A 15963-nucleotide genomic window follows, 5' to 3' on the forward strand; every position below is an offset into this window, starting at 1 on the left:
GGGACAGCACAGCATGGACAAGCTCGTGGAGCTGGGCGCGAAGGTCGAACTCCCGGGCGGCACGGTCGTCTGACGACCCGCCGGCACCCGGCCCACGGTCGTCTGACGACCCGCCAGCATCCGGCCGTACGGCCGTAAACGGCCCCTCGCCGGCGCGAGGGGCCGTTCGCGTGTCTGTAGCGCCCGCACACGGGCAAACAGAAGGGCGGCCACCCCCTGACAGGGTGGCCGCCCTCGCAAGGCCTACAGGCTTGCTTACTTGCCCTTGGCGGCTTCCTTGAGCTTCGAGCCCGCGGAGACCTTCACGCTGTAGCCGGCCGGGATGTTGATCGGGTCGCCGGTCTGCGGGTTACGAGCGGTGCGAGCGGCACGGTGGGTGCGCTCGAAGGTCAGGAAGCCGGGGATGGTGACCTTCTCGTCGCCCTTGGCGACGACCTCGCCGACGGTCTCGGCGAGAGCGGCCAGCACGGCGTCGGCGTCCTTGCGGGTCACCTCGGCGCGGTCGGCCAGGGCGGCCACCAGCTCACTGCGGTTCATGTTGTTACTCCCGTGTTCTTCTTGCTGTTAGGCGTGCCACGCGGCGGTGCCGCACATTGGGCACAGCGAAGCCGATGCTGCCAGGGCCCTCGGACAGTCCCCGGACCCGGGTCTACTGACAGACCCTCGCGCCCAAATACGCATCCTGCCCCCACCAGCGGCGGGAAAGCCAATCCGGCACCCTCCGGAGTCACACGAAAAGCGCCACGGCCTCGCCGTGGTGACGTTCCGTCGACTCCGCCGGAACTCTTCGGAGCCGAACCGCCACCCTAAAGGCGGGTTTACGGCCCGAAGGAGCGCGACGCGCCGGAGGTCAGACTGACGTGGGGGCCGTCACAGAGGCGCCCGCGGCCTTCGCCGCCGTACGGACCGCGCCCGCGACGGCGCCCGCGACCTTCTCGTTGAAGACGGACGGGACGATGTAGTTCGGGTTCAGCTCTTCCTCGGTGACGACGTCCGCGAGGGCCGTCGCGGCGGCGAGCATCATCTCGGTGTTGACCGTCCGGGACTGCGCGTCCAGCAGGCCGCGGAAGACGCCGGGGAAGACCAGCACGTTGTTGATCTGGTTGGGGAAGTCGGAGCGGCCGGTGGCCACGACCGCCGCCGTCTGACGGGCGATCGCCGGGTCCACCTCGGGGTCCGGATTCGCGAGCGCGAACACGATCGCGCCGTCGGCCATGGCCGCGACGTCCTCGGCGCCCAGCAGGTTCGGGGCGGAGACGCCGATGAAGACGTCGGCGCCGACGACGGCCTCCTTGAGGGTGCCGGTGACGCCCTCGGGGTTGGTGTTGTCGGCGATCCAGCGCAGCGGCGTGCCGGGCGCGGCGTCCACCAGGTCCTCGCGGCCGGCGTGCACGACGCCGTGGATGTCGGCGACGACGGCGTGCTTCACACCGGCGGCGATGAGGAGCTTCAGGATGGCCGTACCGGCCGCGCCCGCACCGGACATGACGACCCGTACGTCTCCGACGGCCTTGCCGACCACGCGCAGGGCGTTGGTGAGCGCGGCGAGGACGACGATGGCGGTGCCGTGCTGGTCGTCGTGGAAGACGGGGATGTCCAGGGCCTCGCGCAGCCGGGCCTCGATCTCGAAGCAGCGGGGCGCGGAGATGTCCTCGAGGTTGATGCCGGCGAAGCCGGGGGCGATCGCCTTGACGATCTCGACGATGGCGTCGGTGTCCTGGGTGTCCAGGCAGAGCGGCCAGGCGTCGATGCCGGCGAAGCGCTTGAAGAGGGCCGCCTTGCCCTCCATGACGGGCAGCGCGGCCTTGGGGCCGATGTTGCCGAGGCCGAGGACGGCGGAGCCGTCCGTCACGACTGCGACGGAGTTGCGCTTGATGGTGAGGCGGCGGGCGTCCTCGGGGTTCTCGGCGATCGCCATGCACACGCGCGCCACACCGGGCGTGTAGATCATGGAGAGGTCGTCACGGTTGCGGATGGGGTGCTTGGACGCCATCTCGATCTTGCCGCCGAGGTGCATCAGGAACGTACGGTCGGAGACCTTGCCGAGGACGACGCCCTCGATGCCGCTGAGCTTCTCGACGATCTCGTCCGCGTGGGTCGTCGAGGTCGCCGCGATGGTGACGTCGATGCGCAGCTTCTCGTGGCCGGATGCGGTCACGTCGAGGCCGGACACGGAGCCTCCGGAGGACTCCACGGCCGTCGTGAGCTGGGAGACCGCGGTTCCGCTCGCGGGCACCTCCAGCCGGACCGTCATCGAGTACGAGACGCTGGGCGCCGTTGCCATGGCCGAGTTCCTCTGCTTTCCCTAGCTTCATTGCTACGCCGCCCCGGCTGGTTGCCCGGCGGCGCCCTCCGATGGTCGCACCTACCAGCGGGTAGCAGGTAATGCGGTCATTTTGTTTTCGGAAAGTATTTTCCACCATACGAGAATTGAGGGGGAAACAGAAGAGGTCCGTGCCACCGGTGCGGTGACACGGACCTCTTCTGTAGATACGTACTAAGTGGCACCGACCCGCCATGCTCGCCTCGCGGCAAGTGGTCGCTCGCAGCGACGAAGGTTGGGCCCGGGGGCTTGGATCGAGCCGGTGCCACACACAGGCTAACAAACCACCCTGGCAAGTGATTCCGCCACGGCCTGTTGACCTGAAATCAGTCTCTGAGCAGATCCGGGACGCCGTCCGCGTCGGGCTCGTCGCGCGGTCCCGAGACCACCGTCAGCTGCTGGGTGGCCCGGGTCAGCGCCACGTACAGCACCCGCAGGCCCGCCGGGGACTCGTCCGCGATCTCCGCGGGCGAGACGACGACCGTGGCGTCGTACTCCAGGCCCTTCGCCTCCAGGGAGCCCAGCGCCACCACGCGCTCGCCGAGGCCGGCCAGCCAGCGGGCGGCCTCCTCCCGCCGGTTCATGGCCACGACGACGCCGACGGTGCCGTCCACGCGCGCGAGGAGCCGCTCGGCCTCCTCCCGTACGGTCTCGGCCGTCGTCTCGGCCCCGGCGGTGACGAACCGGGGCTCCACGCCCGTGGAGCGGACCGCGCGTGGCGACTCCTTGCCGGGCATGGCCAGGGTCAGCACCTTCGCGGCCAGCTCGGCGATCTCGGCCGGGTTGCGGTAGTTGACGGTCAGCTCGAAACGGCGGCGCGGGCGGGTGCCCAGCGCCTCGTCACGGGCCTCCGCCGCCTCGTCCGGCGTCGACCACGACGACTGCGCCGGGTCGCCGACCACGGTCCAGGTGGCGTGCCGACCGCGGCGGCCGACCATGCGCCACTGCATGGGCGTCAGGTCCTGGGCCTCGTCGACGATGACATGGGCGTATTCGGTGCGCTCCTGCGCCAGCCGCTCGGCCCGCTCGCGCTGCGTCTCCTCGCGTACGGGCATCAGCTCCTCCAGGCCGGTGAGCTGGTCCAGCGGGTCCAGTTCGCGCTTCTTGCGGGGCCTGGCGGGGGTGCCGAGCAGGGTCTGGAGCTCGTCGAGCAGCGCCACGTCGTGGACGGAGTAGGCCGGGCGGCGCAGCGAGCGGGCCAGTCTGCGCACCTCGCCGGGGTTGAGGACGCGGCGCGCCCAGCGGCCGAGCCGCTTCTCGTCGCCCATGGCGGCGAGCACCTGCCGGGGGGTGAGCTCGGGCCACCAGGCGTCGAGGAAGGCGAGGAAGGAGTCCTCGGTGGAGACGTCCTCGTCGAAGGAGGAGCGCAGCTCGGCGGCGAGTTCGGGGTCGCTGTGGCGGGTGGCCGAGCCGGACTTGGTGTACAGGGCGTCGAGCAGCAGCCGGCGGGCGCGGGGACGCAGCAGATTGACGGGCGCGGTGCCGCCGAGGACGGAGTGGCGGATGCGCTGGAGATCGTCGGCCTCCAGCTCCAGGCGGCGCCCGAAGGCGACGACCCGCAACCGCTCGGGGCTGTCGCCGCCTTCCAGGGCGCCTCGGGTGGCCTTGCGCAGCACCTTCAGCATCCGGGAGGAGCCCTTCACGCGCGCGACGGCCGGGTCGTCGTACGTGGTGGCCTCCACGCCGTCGACGAGGGAGCCGACGGCGCGGATGGCGACCTGTCCCTCCTCGCCGAGGGAGGGCAGGACGCCCTCGGTGTAGGAGACCAGGAGCGGGGTCGGGGAGACGATGAGGATGCCGCCCGCGTACCGCCTGCGGTCCTGGTAGAGGAGGTAGGCGGCGCGGTGCAGGGCGACCGCGGTCTTGCCGGTGCCGGGTCCGCCCTCGACGTAGGTGACGGAGGCGGCGGGGGCCCGGATCACGAGGTCCTGCTCGGCCTGGATGGAGGCGACGATGTCGCGCATGGTGTGTCCGCGGGCCTGGCCGAGGGCGGCCATCAGGGCGCCGTCGCCGATCACGGGGAGGTCCTGGCCGCCGAGGGTGGCCTTGAGCTCGGGGCGCATCAGGTCGTCCTCGACGCCGAGGACCTTGCGGCCCTTGGAGCGGATGACGCGGCGGCGGACGACCCGGCCGGGGTCGACGGGGGTGGAGCGGTAGAACGGCGCGGCGGCGGGGGCGCGCCAGTCGATGACGAGGGGGGCGTAGTCGGAGTCGAGGACGCCGATACGGCCGATGTGAAGGGTCTCGCCGATCTCGGCCGTGTTGTCGGCGCGTACGGCGTCCTCGGCGGGCTCGATGGAGGTGTAGGCGCCGTCGGGGCCCTTCTTGCCGTCCTTGCCGTAGAGCAGGTCGATACGGCCGAAGAGGAAGTCCTCGAATTCGTTGTTGAGCCGGTTGAGGTGGACTCCGGCCCGGAAGACCTGGGCGTCGCGCTCGGCGAGGGCGCCGGGCGTGCCGACCTGGCCGCGCTGGGCGGCGTCGTTCATGAGGAACTCCGCCTCGTGGATCTTCTCCTCGAGACGGCGGTAGACCCGGTCCAGATGTTCCTGTTCGACACCGATCTCGCGGTCCCGGACCGAGTCAACGGCTTCCTGCGCGGCCACGGGGCCCCCTTCTGACGTGCACTGGGCAGCCGTCGAGCGTACGCGAAGGGGGGCCGTCGTGTCAGGCGGTGGGGGTCAGGCGTCCACCTCCACCAGGCGTGTTCCGTCGAACGTACGGACTTCGAAGTGATCGATGTCGTTACGGTCCATGGCCGCGCCGCCGTGGACGTAGAGGGGATTGCGGGCGGATTCGTTGGTGCTGTCCTTGATCCCGTAGCCCCATTTCGGTACGGCCCAGGAGGTGACGACCTCTTCCTCGCCGGTCTTGGAGACGGCGATGAGGTTGCACTTGAGGGGGCCCTTGACGTTCTTGAGCTCCAGGACGGTGTGGGTGCCCCAGCCCTTCTTCTCCAGGCCGACGGTGGCGCTGACCTGGGTGGTGGCGTCGGTCGCCTGGAACTTCTCCTCCATGTGGTGGAAGAAGGCGTCCTCGGCCGGGCTGGTGGGGTGGGGGTGGGGCGCGGCCTGGTTCTCCGTACCGCCGCCGGAGGTGGCGACGACGGCGACGGCCGGGCCGCCGATGATCAGCGCGGCGGCGGCCGCGATCATGTACATGCTCCGGCGGCGGCGCTGGGCGCGCTTGACCGCGACCTCGTCGACGAGCCGGTCGAGGAGCTGGGGCTCGGGGACGGGTGCGAGGGGCCGGGCGGCGGGCGGCGGTCCCGGCGGCTCGGCGAGCATGGCCAGCATCGGCTCCATGCCGGAGAACTCCTCCAGATGGGCCGCGCAGATGCGGCAGCCGGCCAGATGCGCCTCGAAGGCGGTGGCCTCGGCGTCGTCCAGGATGCCGAGCACGTACGCGCCGGCCGCGTCGTGCACCGACTCCTGTTCGTATCCGTACGCCGTCATGCCGAGACCCCCCTCTCCTCCAGCGCGAGCTTCATCGAACGCAGTGCGTAGAACACCCGGGACCGGACGGTCCCGCTGGGTATGCCGAGTGTCTCGGCCGCCTCATTGACGGTACGCCCCTTGAAGTACGTCTCGACCAACACTTCCCGGTGAGCCGGGGTCAAATCGTCGAGCGCATCCGAGAGCGTCATCAACCACAACGCCTTGTCGATCTCGTCCTCCGCGGGCATGACCTCGAGCGGTGACGGATCGACCTCCTGCGGCCGGGCCTGCCGGCTGCGGTGGCCGTCGATGACGATGCGCCGCGCGACCGTCACCAGCCAGGGTCGGACAGAGCCGGCGGCCCGGTTGAGCCGGCCGGCGTTCTTCCAGGCACGGATGAGCGTCTCCTGTACGACGTCCTCGGCTCGCTGGCGGTCGCCGGCGACGAGACGGAGTACATAGGCGAGCAGCGGGCCGGCATGTTCGCGGTAGAGCGCCCGCATCAGCTCCTCGTCGGGTACCGAGGGGTCGAGGCGTGGTGTCTGAGCGCGATGCCGGGCCCGATGCGGACGGTCATCGGCCACGGCCGCATCCTTGCGCACCTGAACCTCCCGGTCGAGCCCCTGTCTGACTGCTTGTCGTCCCTGATTACGCAGGGCGGCGGGGATCGACTCAAAGGCGCGCGAGAATTTTTTCCCGGGCTCCTTTCCCGGGCTCCGGTCAGACCTTCGCGGCGGCGCTCCGGCGCCGGTGGCGGGCCACCCGTTCGCGGTTGCCGCACAGTTCGCTGGAGCACCAGCGGCGGCGGCGCCCGCGGGATGTGTCGAGGTAGAGGCGGCGGCAGTTGTCGCCTTCGCACTGGCGCAGCCGGGTGCGGGCGACGGGGTCGGTGAGGAGGTCGACCGCGTCGCGGGCGACGGCGGCGAGGAGGGCGGGACAGTCGGGCTCGGCGTGCAAGACCCGTACGAGCTGGCCGTGTTCGTCGTGTACGGCGCGGGGTGCGGGCGGGGTGCCGGCGGCGGCGAGGGTGTTGAGCCGGTCGAGGTCCGGGGCGGGGCCGCTCGCGCCGCCGAGCTGGGCGTGGGCCAAGGTGTCGACGCAGGCGCGCAGTTCGCGGAAGCCGGTCAGCCAGTGCTGGTCGAGGGCGTGGAGCGGGGTGGTGGCGGGGACGAGGCCGGTGGCCCTGAGCCAGTGGTCGAGGGCGCGGGGGGTGTCGAGCGGGTGCGCGGCAAGGTCCAGGCAGATCCGCCCGGAGTCGAACCGTAGTGTCATGGTCCTGTCACCGCCTCGGAGATCGGGGGTCCCGACCAGGGTGCCCGCCTCGCGCGGCGACGGCTACGGCGCCGGCGGGTCGTTGTGCAGGATCCGCTGGAAGAGGTGGTGATCGCGCCATTCGCCGTCGATGTGCAGATAGCGGGGCGCGGTCCCGTACCGCTCGAAGCCGCACTTGGCCAGTACGCGCTGGGAGGCGGCGTTGTCCAGGACCGTCCCGGCCTCCACGCGGTGCAGCCCGAGCTCCTCGCGGGCGGCCCGGCAGACCTCTTCGACGAGCCGGGTGGCGAGCCCCTGCCCGGCGTACTCCTCGTCGACCCAGTAGCCGAGGCTCGCGCTGCAGAACGGCCCGTGGGCGATCCCGGAGAGGGTGGCGACGCCGGCGATCCGCTCCCCGTCGACCGCGAACCAGCTGCGCGCGCCGGGCGCGGCCAGCCGCGCGGCCTGGGCTTCGGCGGTGTAGTAGGACGGGTCGCGGCGGGGCTCCCAGCGCTGCTTGTAGGCGCGGTTGCGGATCAGGGCGGCGGCCAGCGCGGGGGCGTCGGAGGGTTCGGCGGGGCGGATACGCAGGGACATGGCCCCTACGGTAGACACCGCTGTCACCGCTGGGCCGAATGACTCTCAGACTCCGGCGTCCTCCGCGTACTTGGTGTCGGCCACGGGGTCCAGGGCCAGCCGGTAGCCCCGCTTCACCACCGTGTGGATCAGCTTCGGCGCGCCCAGGGCCGTCCGCAGCCGGGCCATGGCCGTCTCGACCGCGTGCTCGTCGCGGCCCGCGCCGGGCAGCGCCCGCAGCAGGTCCGCCCGGGAGACCACCCACCCGGGGCGCCGGGCCAGGGAGTTGAGCAGCGCCATCCCGGCCGGCGGGACCGGCCGTAGGACCCCGTCGACGAGGACCGCGTGGCCGCGGATCTCGACCTGGTGGCCTGCGACCGGGAACGTACGGGCCCGGGACGGCAGCTCCTGGCAGAGCAGCTGCACCAGCGGCCCGAGCCGGAACCGCTCGGGCTGGAGCGTGTCGACCCCGCGCGCCTGCAGGGGCAGCGCTGTGACCGGCCCGACGCAGACGGCGAGGACGTCGTGGGACAGCGCGTCGAGCAGCCCGGGCAGTACGCCGCGCTCCTCGGCCCGGGTGAGCAGCGAGGCGGCCGCCGGGGCGCTGGTGAAGGTGACCGCGTCGAGCGCCCGGGTCAGGGTCGCGTCCAGGAGCCGGTCGAGCGGGGTGATGTCCTGAGGCGGCATCCAGCGGTAGACGGGGACGCCGACGACGTCCGCGCCGCCCGCACGCAGCGCCTCCACGAAGCCGGGCAGCGGCTCGCCGTGCAGCTGGAGCGCGACCCGGCGGCCCGCCACGCCCTGGCCGAGGAGCCGGTCGAGCACTTCGGCCATCGACTCGGACGACGGCGACCACTCCTCGGTGAGCCCGGCGGCCCGCACCGCGCCCTTGACCTTGGGGCCGCGGGCCAGCACCTCCGCCCCGCGCAGGCAGTCGAGGAGCTCTTCGCCGAAGCCCCAGCCGTCGGCCGCCTCGACCCAGCCGCGGAAGCCGATCGCGGTGGTCGCGACGACGACGTCCGGGGCGTGGTCGATGAGTTCCTTGGTGGCGGCGAGGAGTTCGGTGTCGTCGGCGAGCGGCACGATCCTCAGGGCCGGGCCGTGCAGCACGGCGGCCCCGCGGCGGCGCAGCAGGGCGCCGAGCTCGTCCGCGCGCCGCGCCGCCGTGACACCCACGGTGAACCCCGCGAGGGGGCCCTGTTCTTGCTCGTACATGACGAATGAGCCTGACGCGGAAGCGTGACAGCCGCGGTTCACCGGTATTTCTCCGCCGTTACGGACCGCTCCCGAATCGGCCATGGATCACACCTTGGCGTAACCGGGCTGCTGCTTTTCCTCCGCGCCCGCGGCATTCGCCGGTACGGACCCGGGCCGGCGAAGGTATACCGCGTAGGTGACGGCCATGCACGCCGCGTAGAAGGCGAGGAAGGCGACGAAGGCCGCGGTGCCGGTCCCGGCGGTCTGGAAGGACTGCCGGAAGGCGAGGTTGATGGCGAGCCCGCCGAGGGCCCCGACGGCGCCGATGAGCCCCATGGAGGCGCCGGACAGCCGTCGCCCGTACGCCTCGGCCCGCTCGCCCGACAGGCCCTTGCGGTGCCCCTGGGCGAGGAAGATGGCCGGGATCATCTTGTACGTGGAGCCGTTGCCGAGGCCGCTGAGGACGAAGAGTCCGATGAAGCCGACGAGGAAGACGGTGAGCGACTCGATCACGGAGGCGTAGATCACCACACTGGTCGCGGCGGCCATCGCGGCGAAGGTCCACAGCGTGATCCGGGCGCCGCCGTAGGTGTCGGCGAGCGAACCGCCGACGGGCCGGATCAGGGAGCCGAGCAGCGGGCCGATGAAGGTGAGGGAGGCGGCCTGCAGCGGGGTGCGGCCGAACTGCGTCTGGAGGACCAGGCCGAAGGCGAAGCTGTAGCCGATGAAGGAGCCGAAGGTGCCGATGTAGAGGAACGCCATGATCCATGTGTGCCGGGCCCGCACGGCTTCCTTGACGGCCCCGGTGTCGTTCTTGACGGGCGTCAGATTGTCCATGAAGAGCGCGGAGCAGACGGCGGCGACGACGATCAGCGGGATGTAGACGCCGAGCACGATCCGGGGGTGGGCGGCGCCGGCGGTGCCGATCACCAGCAGTCCGATGAGCTGGACGACCGGTACGCCGATGTTGCCGCCGCCCGCGTTGAGGCCGAGCGCCCAGCCCTTCTTCCGCAGCGGGAAGAAGGCGTTGATGTTGGTCATGGAGGAGGCGAAGTTGCCGCCGCCGACTCCGGTGAGCGCGGCCACCAGCAGGAACGTGGTGTACGACGTGCCGGGCTCCATCACCGCGAAGGCGAGCCCGGTCGGCAGGAGCAGCAGCAGCGCGCCGACCACGGTCCAGTTCCGGCCGCCGAAGGCGGCGACGGCGAAGGTGTACGGGACCCGGATGACGGCGCCGACCAGGGTGGCGGTGGCGATCAGGAAGAACTTCCCGGCCGGGTCGACGCCGTACTCCGGCCCCATGAACAGGACCATGACCGACCAGAGGCTCCACACGGAGAAGCCGATGTGCTCGGAGAAGACGGAGAAGAGCAGATTCCGCTTGGCGATCCGCTCTCCTGTCTCGCGCCAGAAGGTCTCGTCTTCCGGTTCCCACCGTTCGATCCACCGGCCGCCCATCAGGTACCTCCACGGTGTCGGGGGGCCGGTGCTCCCGGCCTCTGCTTTGACGCTAGGGAGGCCTCGTTTCGGACCGGTGGCAGGAAGTGACCGGTGCGCAACCTTGCTCTCACCCACGGCCTCCCGGTGCTGTGAGCCCGAGGTGGTCGGCGGGCAGCCAGGCGCCCTCGGGGATGCGCAGCCAGCCCTCGCGGGCGCCGAGCTCGGCGGCGGCGGCGCGCAGGGCGTCCAGGCCGGGATGGCGCAGGCCCTTGCGCCAGACCAGGAAGACCGGGGAGAGCGGCACGGGGTCGGTGAGGCGGCGCAGCACGGATCCGGGCAGCTCGGGGAAGCCGATGGTGGCGAGGACGGGGGTCCGGGTCCTGGCCATGACCCGGCGGAACTCCTCCTTCCCGACGGCGACGGGGGCGGGCGGCGCGATGCCGATCCCGCGCCCTTCGAAGAGCCGCTCGGCGAGCCCGGTCCACTCCAGCGTCCCGGGGTTGCCCGCGCCCGCGTAGACGGACTCCCCGGCGAGGGCGTCCAGCGGGACGGCCGGGCGCTCGGCGAGCGGATGGTCGTACGGCAGGAGCACGGCCAGCGGCTCGTACCGTACGGGCTGCTGGGCGAGGCCGGCCCGGATCGCGGGCTCCAGACCGCCCACGTACCCGAAGGAGACGTCCAGGCGCCCGGCGAGCATCTCGGTGGCCGCGCGGGTCAGTCCGCTCTCGAAGCGGGCCATCAGCTCGCAGTCCGGGGCGAGTTCCCGGGCCCGGGCGAGGACCTGTCCGGAGATCATGCCCTCGGTGTTGAGATCGACGAGCAGGGGCCGCGCGTCGACCCGGAAGGCGGCGACGAGCGCGTCGTGCGCGTCGAGCACACCGCGCGCGTACGGCAGCAGCCGCTCCCCGTCGCCGGTGAGCGCCACCTGCCGGGTGGTGCGGACGAACAGCTCGACACCCAACTCCCGCTCCAGCCGCCGGATGTCCCGGCTGAGCGCCTGCTGGGCGACGTAGAGCCGGGCGGCGGCACGGGTGAAGTGCAGCTCCTGCGCGACGGCGACGAACGCGCGCAGCAGCCGTGGGTCTATGTCATGGGCCACGCCGCATTCAACAACACAAACGCGTGAATGGCGACGGATCAGGTGTTGGACCCTGGCAGGGCGCGGCCCCGAACCTTGATCCATGCCGCAGACGACGACCTCCCCACGGATGACCACGGCCGGCGGACTGCTGGTCCTCGCCCCGCGGCCCGGCCGCCCGCGCCGTCCCCGCAAGGCCCCCGGGCCGTACCGGCGCCTGCTGGCCGCCCCGGGGGCGCGGGCCTTCACCGCCGGGAATCTGATCGCCCGGCTGCCCATGGGCATGTTCGGCGTCAGCGCGGTGATCATGATTTCCGGGGCGTACGGCTCGTACGCCCTGGCCGGGGCCGTCACCGCCACCGGTCTCGCCGCCACCGCGCTCGTCGCGCCGTGGACCGCGCGGCTCGTGGACCGCCACGGGCAGGCGAGGGTGGCCGTGCCCGCCACCGCCGTGGCGGCGCTCGGCTCGCTCGCGCTGCTGCTGTGCGTGCACCACCACGCCCCGCCGTGGACGCTGTTCGCCGCGTACGCGGCGACGGCCACCACGCCGAACACGGGCGGGATGTCCCGGGCCCGCTGGGCCCATCTGCACCGCGGCGACCCGGCGGCCCTGCACGCGGCGAACGCCTTCGAGCAGGCCGTCGACGAGCTGTGCTTCATGCTCGGACCGGTGATCGCGGCCTTGCTGTGTTCCGCGCTCTTCCCGGAGGCGGGCACGCTGGTCGGCGCGGTCCTGCTGTTCACCGGCGTCCTGGTCTTCGCCGCCCAGCGCGCCACCGAGCCGCCGGTCGCCCCCCGTACCACCGCGGGCTCCCCACTGCGCGCCCCCGGCATGCCGGCGCTGCTCGCGGTGTTCGGGGCGACGGGTGCGGTGTTCGGCGCGATGGAGGTCGTGACGATCGCCTTCGCGGACGGGCCGGTGGCTGGCCCGGTCCTCGCGCTCCAGGCGGCCGGGTCGTGCGCGGCGGGCCTGGTCTTCGGCCGGGCGCGCCGCTCGGCGGGCCTGCGGGCCTGCCTCGCCGCGATGGCCCTGCTGATGCCGCTGCCGCTGCTCGGCGCGGCCACCGGCTCGCTGCTCGCGGTGGCCTGCGGGCTGCTGGTGGCGGGGATGGCGACGGCCCCGACGATGGTGACGGCGATGGCGACGGTCCAGCGGATCACCCCGCGCGGCCAGCTGAACGAGGGCATGACGCTCGCGGTCACGGCGATCCTCGGCGGTATCGCGGTGGGCTCGGCGACGGGCGGCTGGACGGTCGAGCGGTGGGGCCCGGCGTACGGCTACGCCCTGCCGGTAGCCGCGGCCGCCCTGGCGCTCGCCCTCTCGGGCCTGGTCCCCACTGGGCCCCGGACGGGCGTCCGGACATGACGAAGGCCCGGCAGCCATGACGGCCGCCGGGCCTTCGCCCACATGGGATGAGTGGAGATGGCGGGAATCGAACCCGCGTCCAACGGTGCTAAACCAGGGCTTCTCCGTGTGCAGTCCGCTGCGATTTTCTCGGCCCCGGAGATCACGCGGACAAGTCTCCGACGGGCTCAGTCACTGTTTGATTTCCTCCTGGGCCCCGTGACCGGGCTCAGAAGTTTAGTTCCCTAGCTGATGCCAGGATCCGGGTCGGGAACAGCCCCGGGCTGACACTTCGCAAGTCGCTACTTAGGCAGCGAGGGCGAAGGAATCGCGCTTGGTGTTGGCGATTATTGGTTGCGACATATGGTTTACGAGATCATTGCCGCTTCCTCGACACGCTTCCCCTGCTTCGACATCCGCTGTCGAAACCGATCATCCCCATGTTGATTTTTCAAAAGTGCACCCGCTGTGAGGTGCGTGGCCCATCGTACGTGACCAACACGTACGCTCGCCAGCGTATTCCCGGTGGTCAGCCGAGCTGGGCCGCCCGCTGACGGCGGCGGGCCGCCGAGATCGCCCGGCTCGCCTCTCGCGTGTCCTGCTTCTCGCGGAGCGTCTGGCGCTTGTCGTACTCCTTCTTGCCCTTGGCGAGCGCGATCTCGCACTTCACCCGGCTGCCCAGGAAGTACAGCGCGAGGGGCACGATCGTGTGACCCGTCTCCGACGCCTTCTGCTCCAGCTTGTCGATCTCGGCGCGGTGCAGCAGCAGCTTGCGCTTCCGCTTGGCCGAGTGGTTGGTCCAGCTGCCCTGGGAGTACTCCGGGACATGGATGTTGTGGAGCCAGGCCTCGTGGCCGTCGATCTGGACGAAGCCGTCGACGAGCGACGCCCGGCCCATCCGCAGCGACTTCACCTCGGTGCCCATGAGCACCACACCGCACTCGTAGGTGTCGAGGATGTGGTAGTCGTGCCGCGCCTTCTTGTTCTGCGCGATGAGCTTGCGCTCCGGCCCCTTGTCCTGGCTCTGCTTCTTCGCAGGCTTGCCCTGCACGTTGACGAGTCCCTTTGCCATAGTGCAGTCATTTTCGCACTACGAGGCCCCTCCGAGGCCACTCAATACTGTCCGGGCCCGCTGCTCGGCCCGTCCCCCTGACGCATCGCCCACCACCAGGTCCGGCGTGATGCCCCGGCCGTCCACGCTGTGACCCGCCGGTGTGCGGTAGTGGCCGACGGTCAGCTCGGCGACTGACCCGTCGGGCAGCGCGCTCGGCATCTGCACCGCCCCCTTGCCGAACGTACGCGCACCGACCGTGACGGCTCGGCCACGGTCCTGGAGGGCGCCGGTGAGCAGCTCCGCGGCGCTCATCGTGCCGCCGTCGACGAGGGCGACGACCGGCCGGGCGGTGTCCCCGCCCGCGTCCGCGTAGAGGGCACGCTGCTCGCCGTCGACGTCGTACGTGGCGACCAGGCCGCCGTCGAGGAAGGCGGAGGCGGCCTCGGCAGCCTCCGCGACCAGCCCGCCCGCGTTGCCCCGCAGGTCCAGCAGGACCCCGGCGCCGGCCGGGGCGGCCCGCACCGCCTTGCGTACCCGCTCCCCCGCGCCCTTGGTGAACGCCGTCACCTTGATCAGCACGACCCCGCCGTCGAGCCTGCGGACGGTGACGGGGTCGGTGACGAGGGTGGCCCGGCGCAGGGTCCGGGTCCAGGCGCGCCCGCCGCGCTCGCCCCCGAGGACGACGGCGGATCCTACGGCGGCGCTCCCGCCGTCCCTGTCGCCCCGCAGCAGCGCGACGGCCTCGGAGACCGGCAGTCCGTCCACCGCGCGGCCGTCGATCGTACGGAGCCGGTCACCGGGCCTGATCCCGGCCCGCGCGGCCGGCCCGCCGTCCCGGACCCGGGCCACCTCGATGTGCCCGTCGGCGGCCTTGCGGGCCGAGAGGCCGACGCCGGTGTACGCGCCGCCGAGCGCCTGGGTGAACTCCTCGTACTCGCCCGGGTCGTACACCGCGCCCCAGCGGTCGCCGCTGCGGCTGACGAACTCCTCGGCGGCCTGCGTACCGGACTTGCCGTCCGCGATGGCGTCGGCGGTCGTACGGGCGAGCGCGTCGCGGTCGATGGTCGTCCGGTCCGCCGGCGCCGAAGCCGCGCGCAGCCGGGGCTCCGTACGCTCCGCGCGGGGAAGGGAGTCGGTGGCCACGGCGGTGGCGAGGACGCTCGCGAAGACCAATGTGAGGGCCGCCCCGCGGCCGAAGCGGCGGGGCCTGAGACAGAAGGACGGGCCCGGCATGCCGCCCACTCTAGGACAAGCGAAGGGCGCCGTACGGTTGTTGCCCGTACGGCGCCCGGGGCGCATGTCACACCTTGAGGTACTTGCGGAGCGCGATGAAAGCGGCCAGCGCCGGCATCAGCAACCCGATCGCGAGGACCAGCGGCAGCTTGGTGAGGACGGCGTCCCAGCCGATGAAGTTGACCAGTTGCATCTTGTCGGCGAGCGCCAGGCCGTGGTCGATGAGGAAGTAGCGGCCGACCAGCAGCATGACGGAGGCGACGGCGCCACCGAGCAGTCCGGCGAAGGCGGCCTCCATGATGAACGGCATCTGGATGTAGAAGCTGGACGCGCCGACCAGCCGCATGATCCCCGTCTCACGCCGTCGGCTGAAGGCCGACACCCGCACGGTGTTGACGATCAGGATCAACGCGATGACCAGCATCAGCGCCATCACGTAGAGCGCGACGACGTTCATGCCGTTCATCAGGTCGAAGAGGTTCTGCAGGATGTTGCGCTGGTCCTGGACGGACTGCACACCGTCCCGGCCGGCGAAGGCGGTTGCCACCACCTTGTACTTCTCCGGGTCGTGGAGCTTGACCCGGAAGGACTCCTGCATCTGGTCCGGGGTGATGGTGGAGGCGATCGGGGTGTCGCCGTACTGCTCCCGGTAGTGCTTGTACGCCTCGTCGGCGCTTTCGTGATGGACGGTGTCGACGATGTCCATCTTCTTCAGATCGCCCTCGATCTGCTCCTTCTGCTGCGCGGTGACCGCGCCCTTGGCGCACTTGGGCGAGGTACCCGCATCGCTCTTGTTGCAGAGGAAGATGGAGACGTTGACCTTGTCGTACCAGTAGTCCTTCATCGTGCTGACCTGCTCGCGCATGAGCAGGGCGCCGCCGAACAGGGCGAGCGAGAGGGCTACGGAGACGATGACGGCGAAGGTCATCGTGAGATTGCGCCGAAGACCGACGCCGATCTCGGACAGTACGAACTGAGCGCGCATGCGACTCTTTCAGCCTTTCCTTCTAGCTGCTGCTACCGGCCACTTGC

General features: G+C 71.4%; 14 protein-coding genes and 1 other RNA gene. 1 reads left to right on the forward strand and 14 read right to left on the reverse strand.

Annotation, left to right across the window (positions count from 1 at the left end; all coding sequences use genetic code 11):
* Nucleotides 1-255: 255 nt before the first annotated feature.
* The 10 genes from ACZ7LT_RS05925 to ACZ7LT_RS05970 form a co-directional block, all read right to left on the reverse strand.
* Nucleotides 256-537, reverse strand: a complete 282-nt coding sequence (locus ACZ7LT_RS05925) for an HU family DNA-binding protein (RefSeq protein WP_017237029.1) — start codon at nucleotides 535-537, stop codon at nucleotides 256-258.
* A 313-nt stretch (nucleotides 538-850) separates the two neighbouring features.
* Nucleotides 851-2284, reverse strand: coding sequence for an NAD-dependent malic enzyme (locus tag ACZ7LT_RS05930; RefSeq protein WP_471234703.1), 1434 nt, complete (start codon nucleotides 2282-2284; stop codon nucleotides 851-853).
* A gap of 365 nt (nucleotides 2285-2649) precedes the next feature.
* On the reverse strand, nucleotides 2650-4926 hold the full coding sequence (locus ACZ7LT_RS05935) for a HelD family protein (RefSeq protein WP_471234704.1): 2277 nt from the start codon (nucleotides 4924-4926) through the stop codon (nucleotides 2650-2652).
* Between the two features lie 75 nt (nucleotides 4927-5001).
* Nucleotides 5002-5775 carry an anti-sigma factor family protein gene (locus tag ACZ7LT_RS05940; RefSeq protein ID WP_471234705.1) on the reverse strand — a complete coding sequence of 258 codons (774 nt, stop codon included), beginning with the start codon at nucleotides 5773-5775 and terminating at the stop codon, nucleotides 5002-5004.
* On the reverse strand, nucleotides 5772-6359 hold the full coding sequence (locus tag ACZ7LT_RS05945) for a sigma-70 family RNA polymerase sigma factor (protein ID WP_471234706.1): 588 nt from the start codon (nucleotides 6357-6359) through the stop codon (nucleotides 5772-5774). Before ACZ7LT_RS05945 ends, ACZ7LT_RS05940 begins: the two co-directional genes overlap by 4 nt.
* 118 nt (nucleotides 6360-6477) lie before the next feature.
* Nucleotides 6478-7029 (reverse strand): CGNR zinc finger domain-containing protein, encoded by a 552-nt coding sequence (locus tag ACZ7LT_RS05950; protein WP_471234707.1) that lies wholly within the window; start codon nucleotides 7027-7029, stop codon nucleotides 6478-6480.
* 63 nt (nucleotides 7030-7092) lie between these two features.
* Nucleotides 7093-7605, reverse strand: a complete 513-nt coding sequence (locus tag ACZ7LT_RS05955; protein WP_471234708.1) for a GNAT family N-acetyltransferase — start codon at nucleotides 7603-7605, stop codon at nucleotides 7093-7095.
* A gap of 45 nt (nucleotides 7606-7650) precedes the next feature.
* A complete protein-coding gene (locus ACZ7LT_RS05960; protein ID WP_471234709.1) occupies nucleotides 7651-8799 on the reverse strand; it encodes a uroporphyrinogen-III synthase in 1149 nt (382 codons plus the stop codon).
* 87 nt (nucleotides 8800-8886) lie between these two features.
* Nucleotides 8887-10239, reverse strand: coding sequence for a nitrate/nitrite transporter (locus ACZ7LT_RS05965; protein ID WP_471234710.1), 1353 nt, complete (start codon nucleotides 10237-10239; stop codon nucleotides 8887-8889).
* A gap of 109 nt (nucleotides 10240-10348) precedes the next feature.
* Nucleotides 10349-11320, reverse strand: coding sequence for a LysR family transcriptional regulator (locus ACZ7LT_RS05970; RefSeq protein ID WP_471234711.1), 972 nt, complete (start codon nucleotides 11318-11320; stop codon nucleotides 10349-10351).
* A gap of 82 nt (nucleotides 11321-11402) precedes the next feature.
* Here ACZ7LT_RS05970 and ACZ7LT_RS05975 point away from each other — a divergent pair, with 82 nt between their 5' ends.
* Nucleotides 11403-12665, forward strand: coding sequence for an MFS transporter (locus ACZ7LT_RS05975; protein WP_471234712.1), 1263 nt, complete (start codon nucleotides 11403-11405; stop codon nucleotides 12663-12665).
* 49 nt (nucleotides 12666-12714) lie between these two features.
* Here the strand turns inward: ACZ7LT_RS05975 and ssrA are convergent.
* The 4 genes from ssrA to ftsX form a co-directional block, all read right to left on the reverse strand.
* Nucleotides 12715-13084: a transfer-messenger RNA gene (ssrA, locus tag ACZ7LT_RS05980) on the reverse strand.
* A gap of 89 nt (nucleotides 13085-13173) precedes the next feature.
* The gene (smpB, locus tag ACZ7LT_RS05985) at nucleotides 13174-13716 is read right to left on the reverse strand and encodes an SsrA-binding protein SmpB (RefSeq protein WP_471234713.1); all 543 of its coding nucleotides are present in this window, start codon (nucleotides 13714-13716) and stop codon (nucleotides 13174-13176) included.
* A gap of 18 nt (nucleotides 13717-13734) precedes the next feature.
* On the reverse strand, nucleotides 13735-14931 hold the full coding sequence (locus ACZ7LT_RS05990; RefSeq protein ID WP_471234714.1) for a S41 family peptidase: 1197 nt from the start codon (nucleotides 14929-14931) through the stop codon (nucleotides 13735-13737).
* 67 nt (nucleotides 14932-14998) lie between these two features.
* The gene (ftsX, locus tag ACZ7LT_RS05995; protein WP_471234715.1) at nucleotides 14999-15916 is read right to left on the reverse strand and encodes a permease-like cell division protein FtsX; all 918 of its coding nucleotides are present in this window, start codon (nucleotides 15914-15916) and stop codon (nucleotides 14999-15001) included.
* Nucleotides 15917-15963 lie beyond the last annotated feature (47 nt).

The sequence above is a fragment of the Streptomyces sp. NPDC039465 genome (assembly GCF_055639315.1).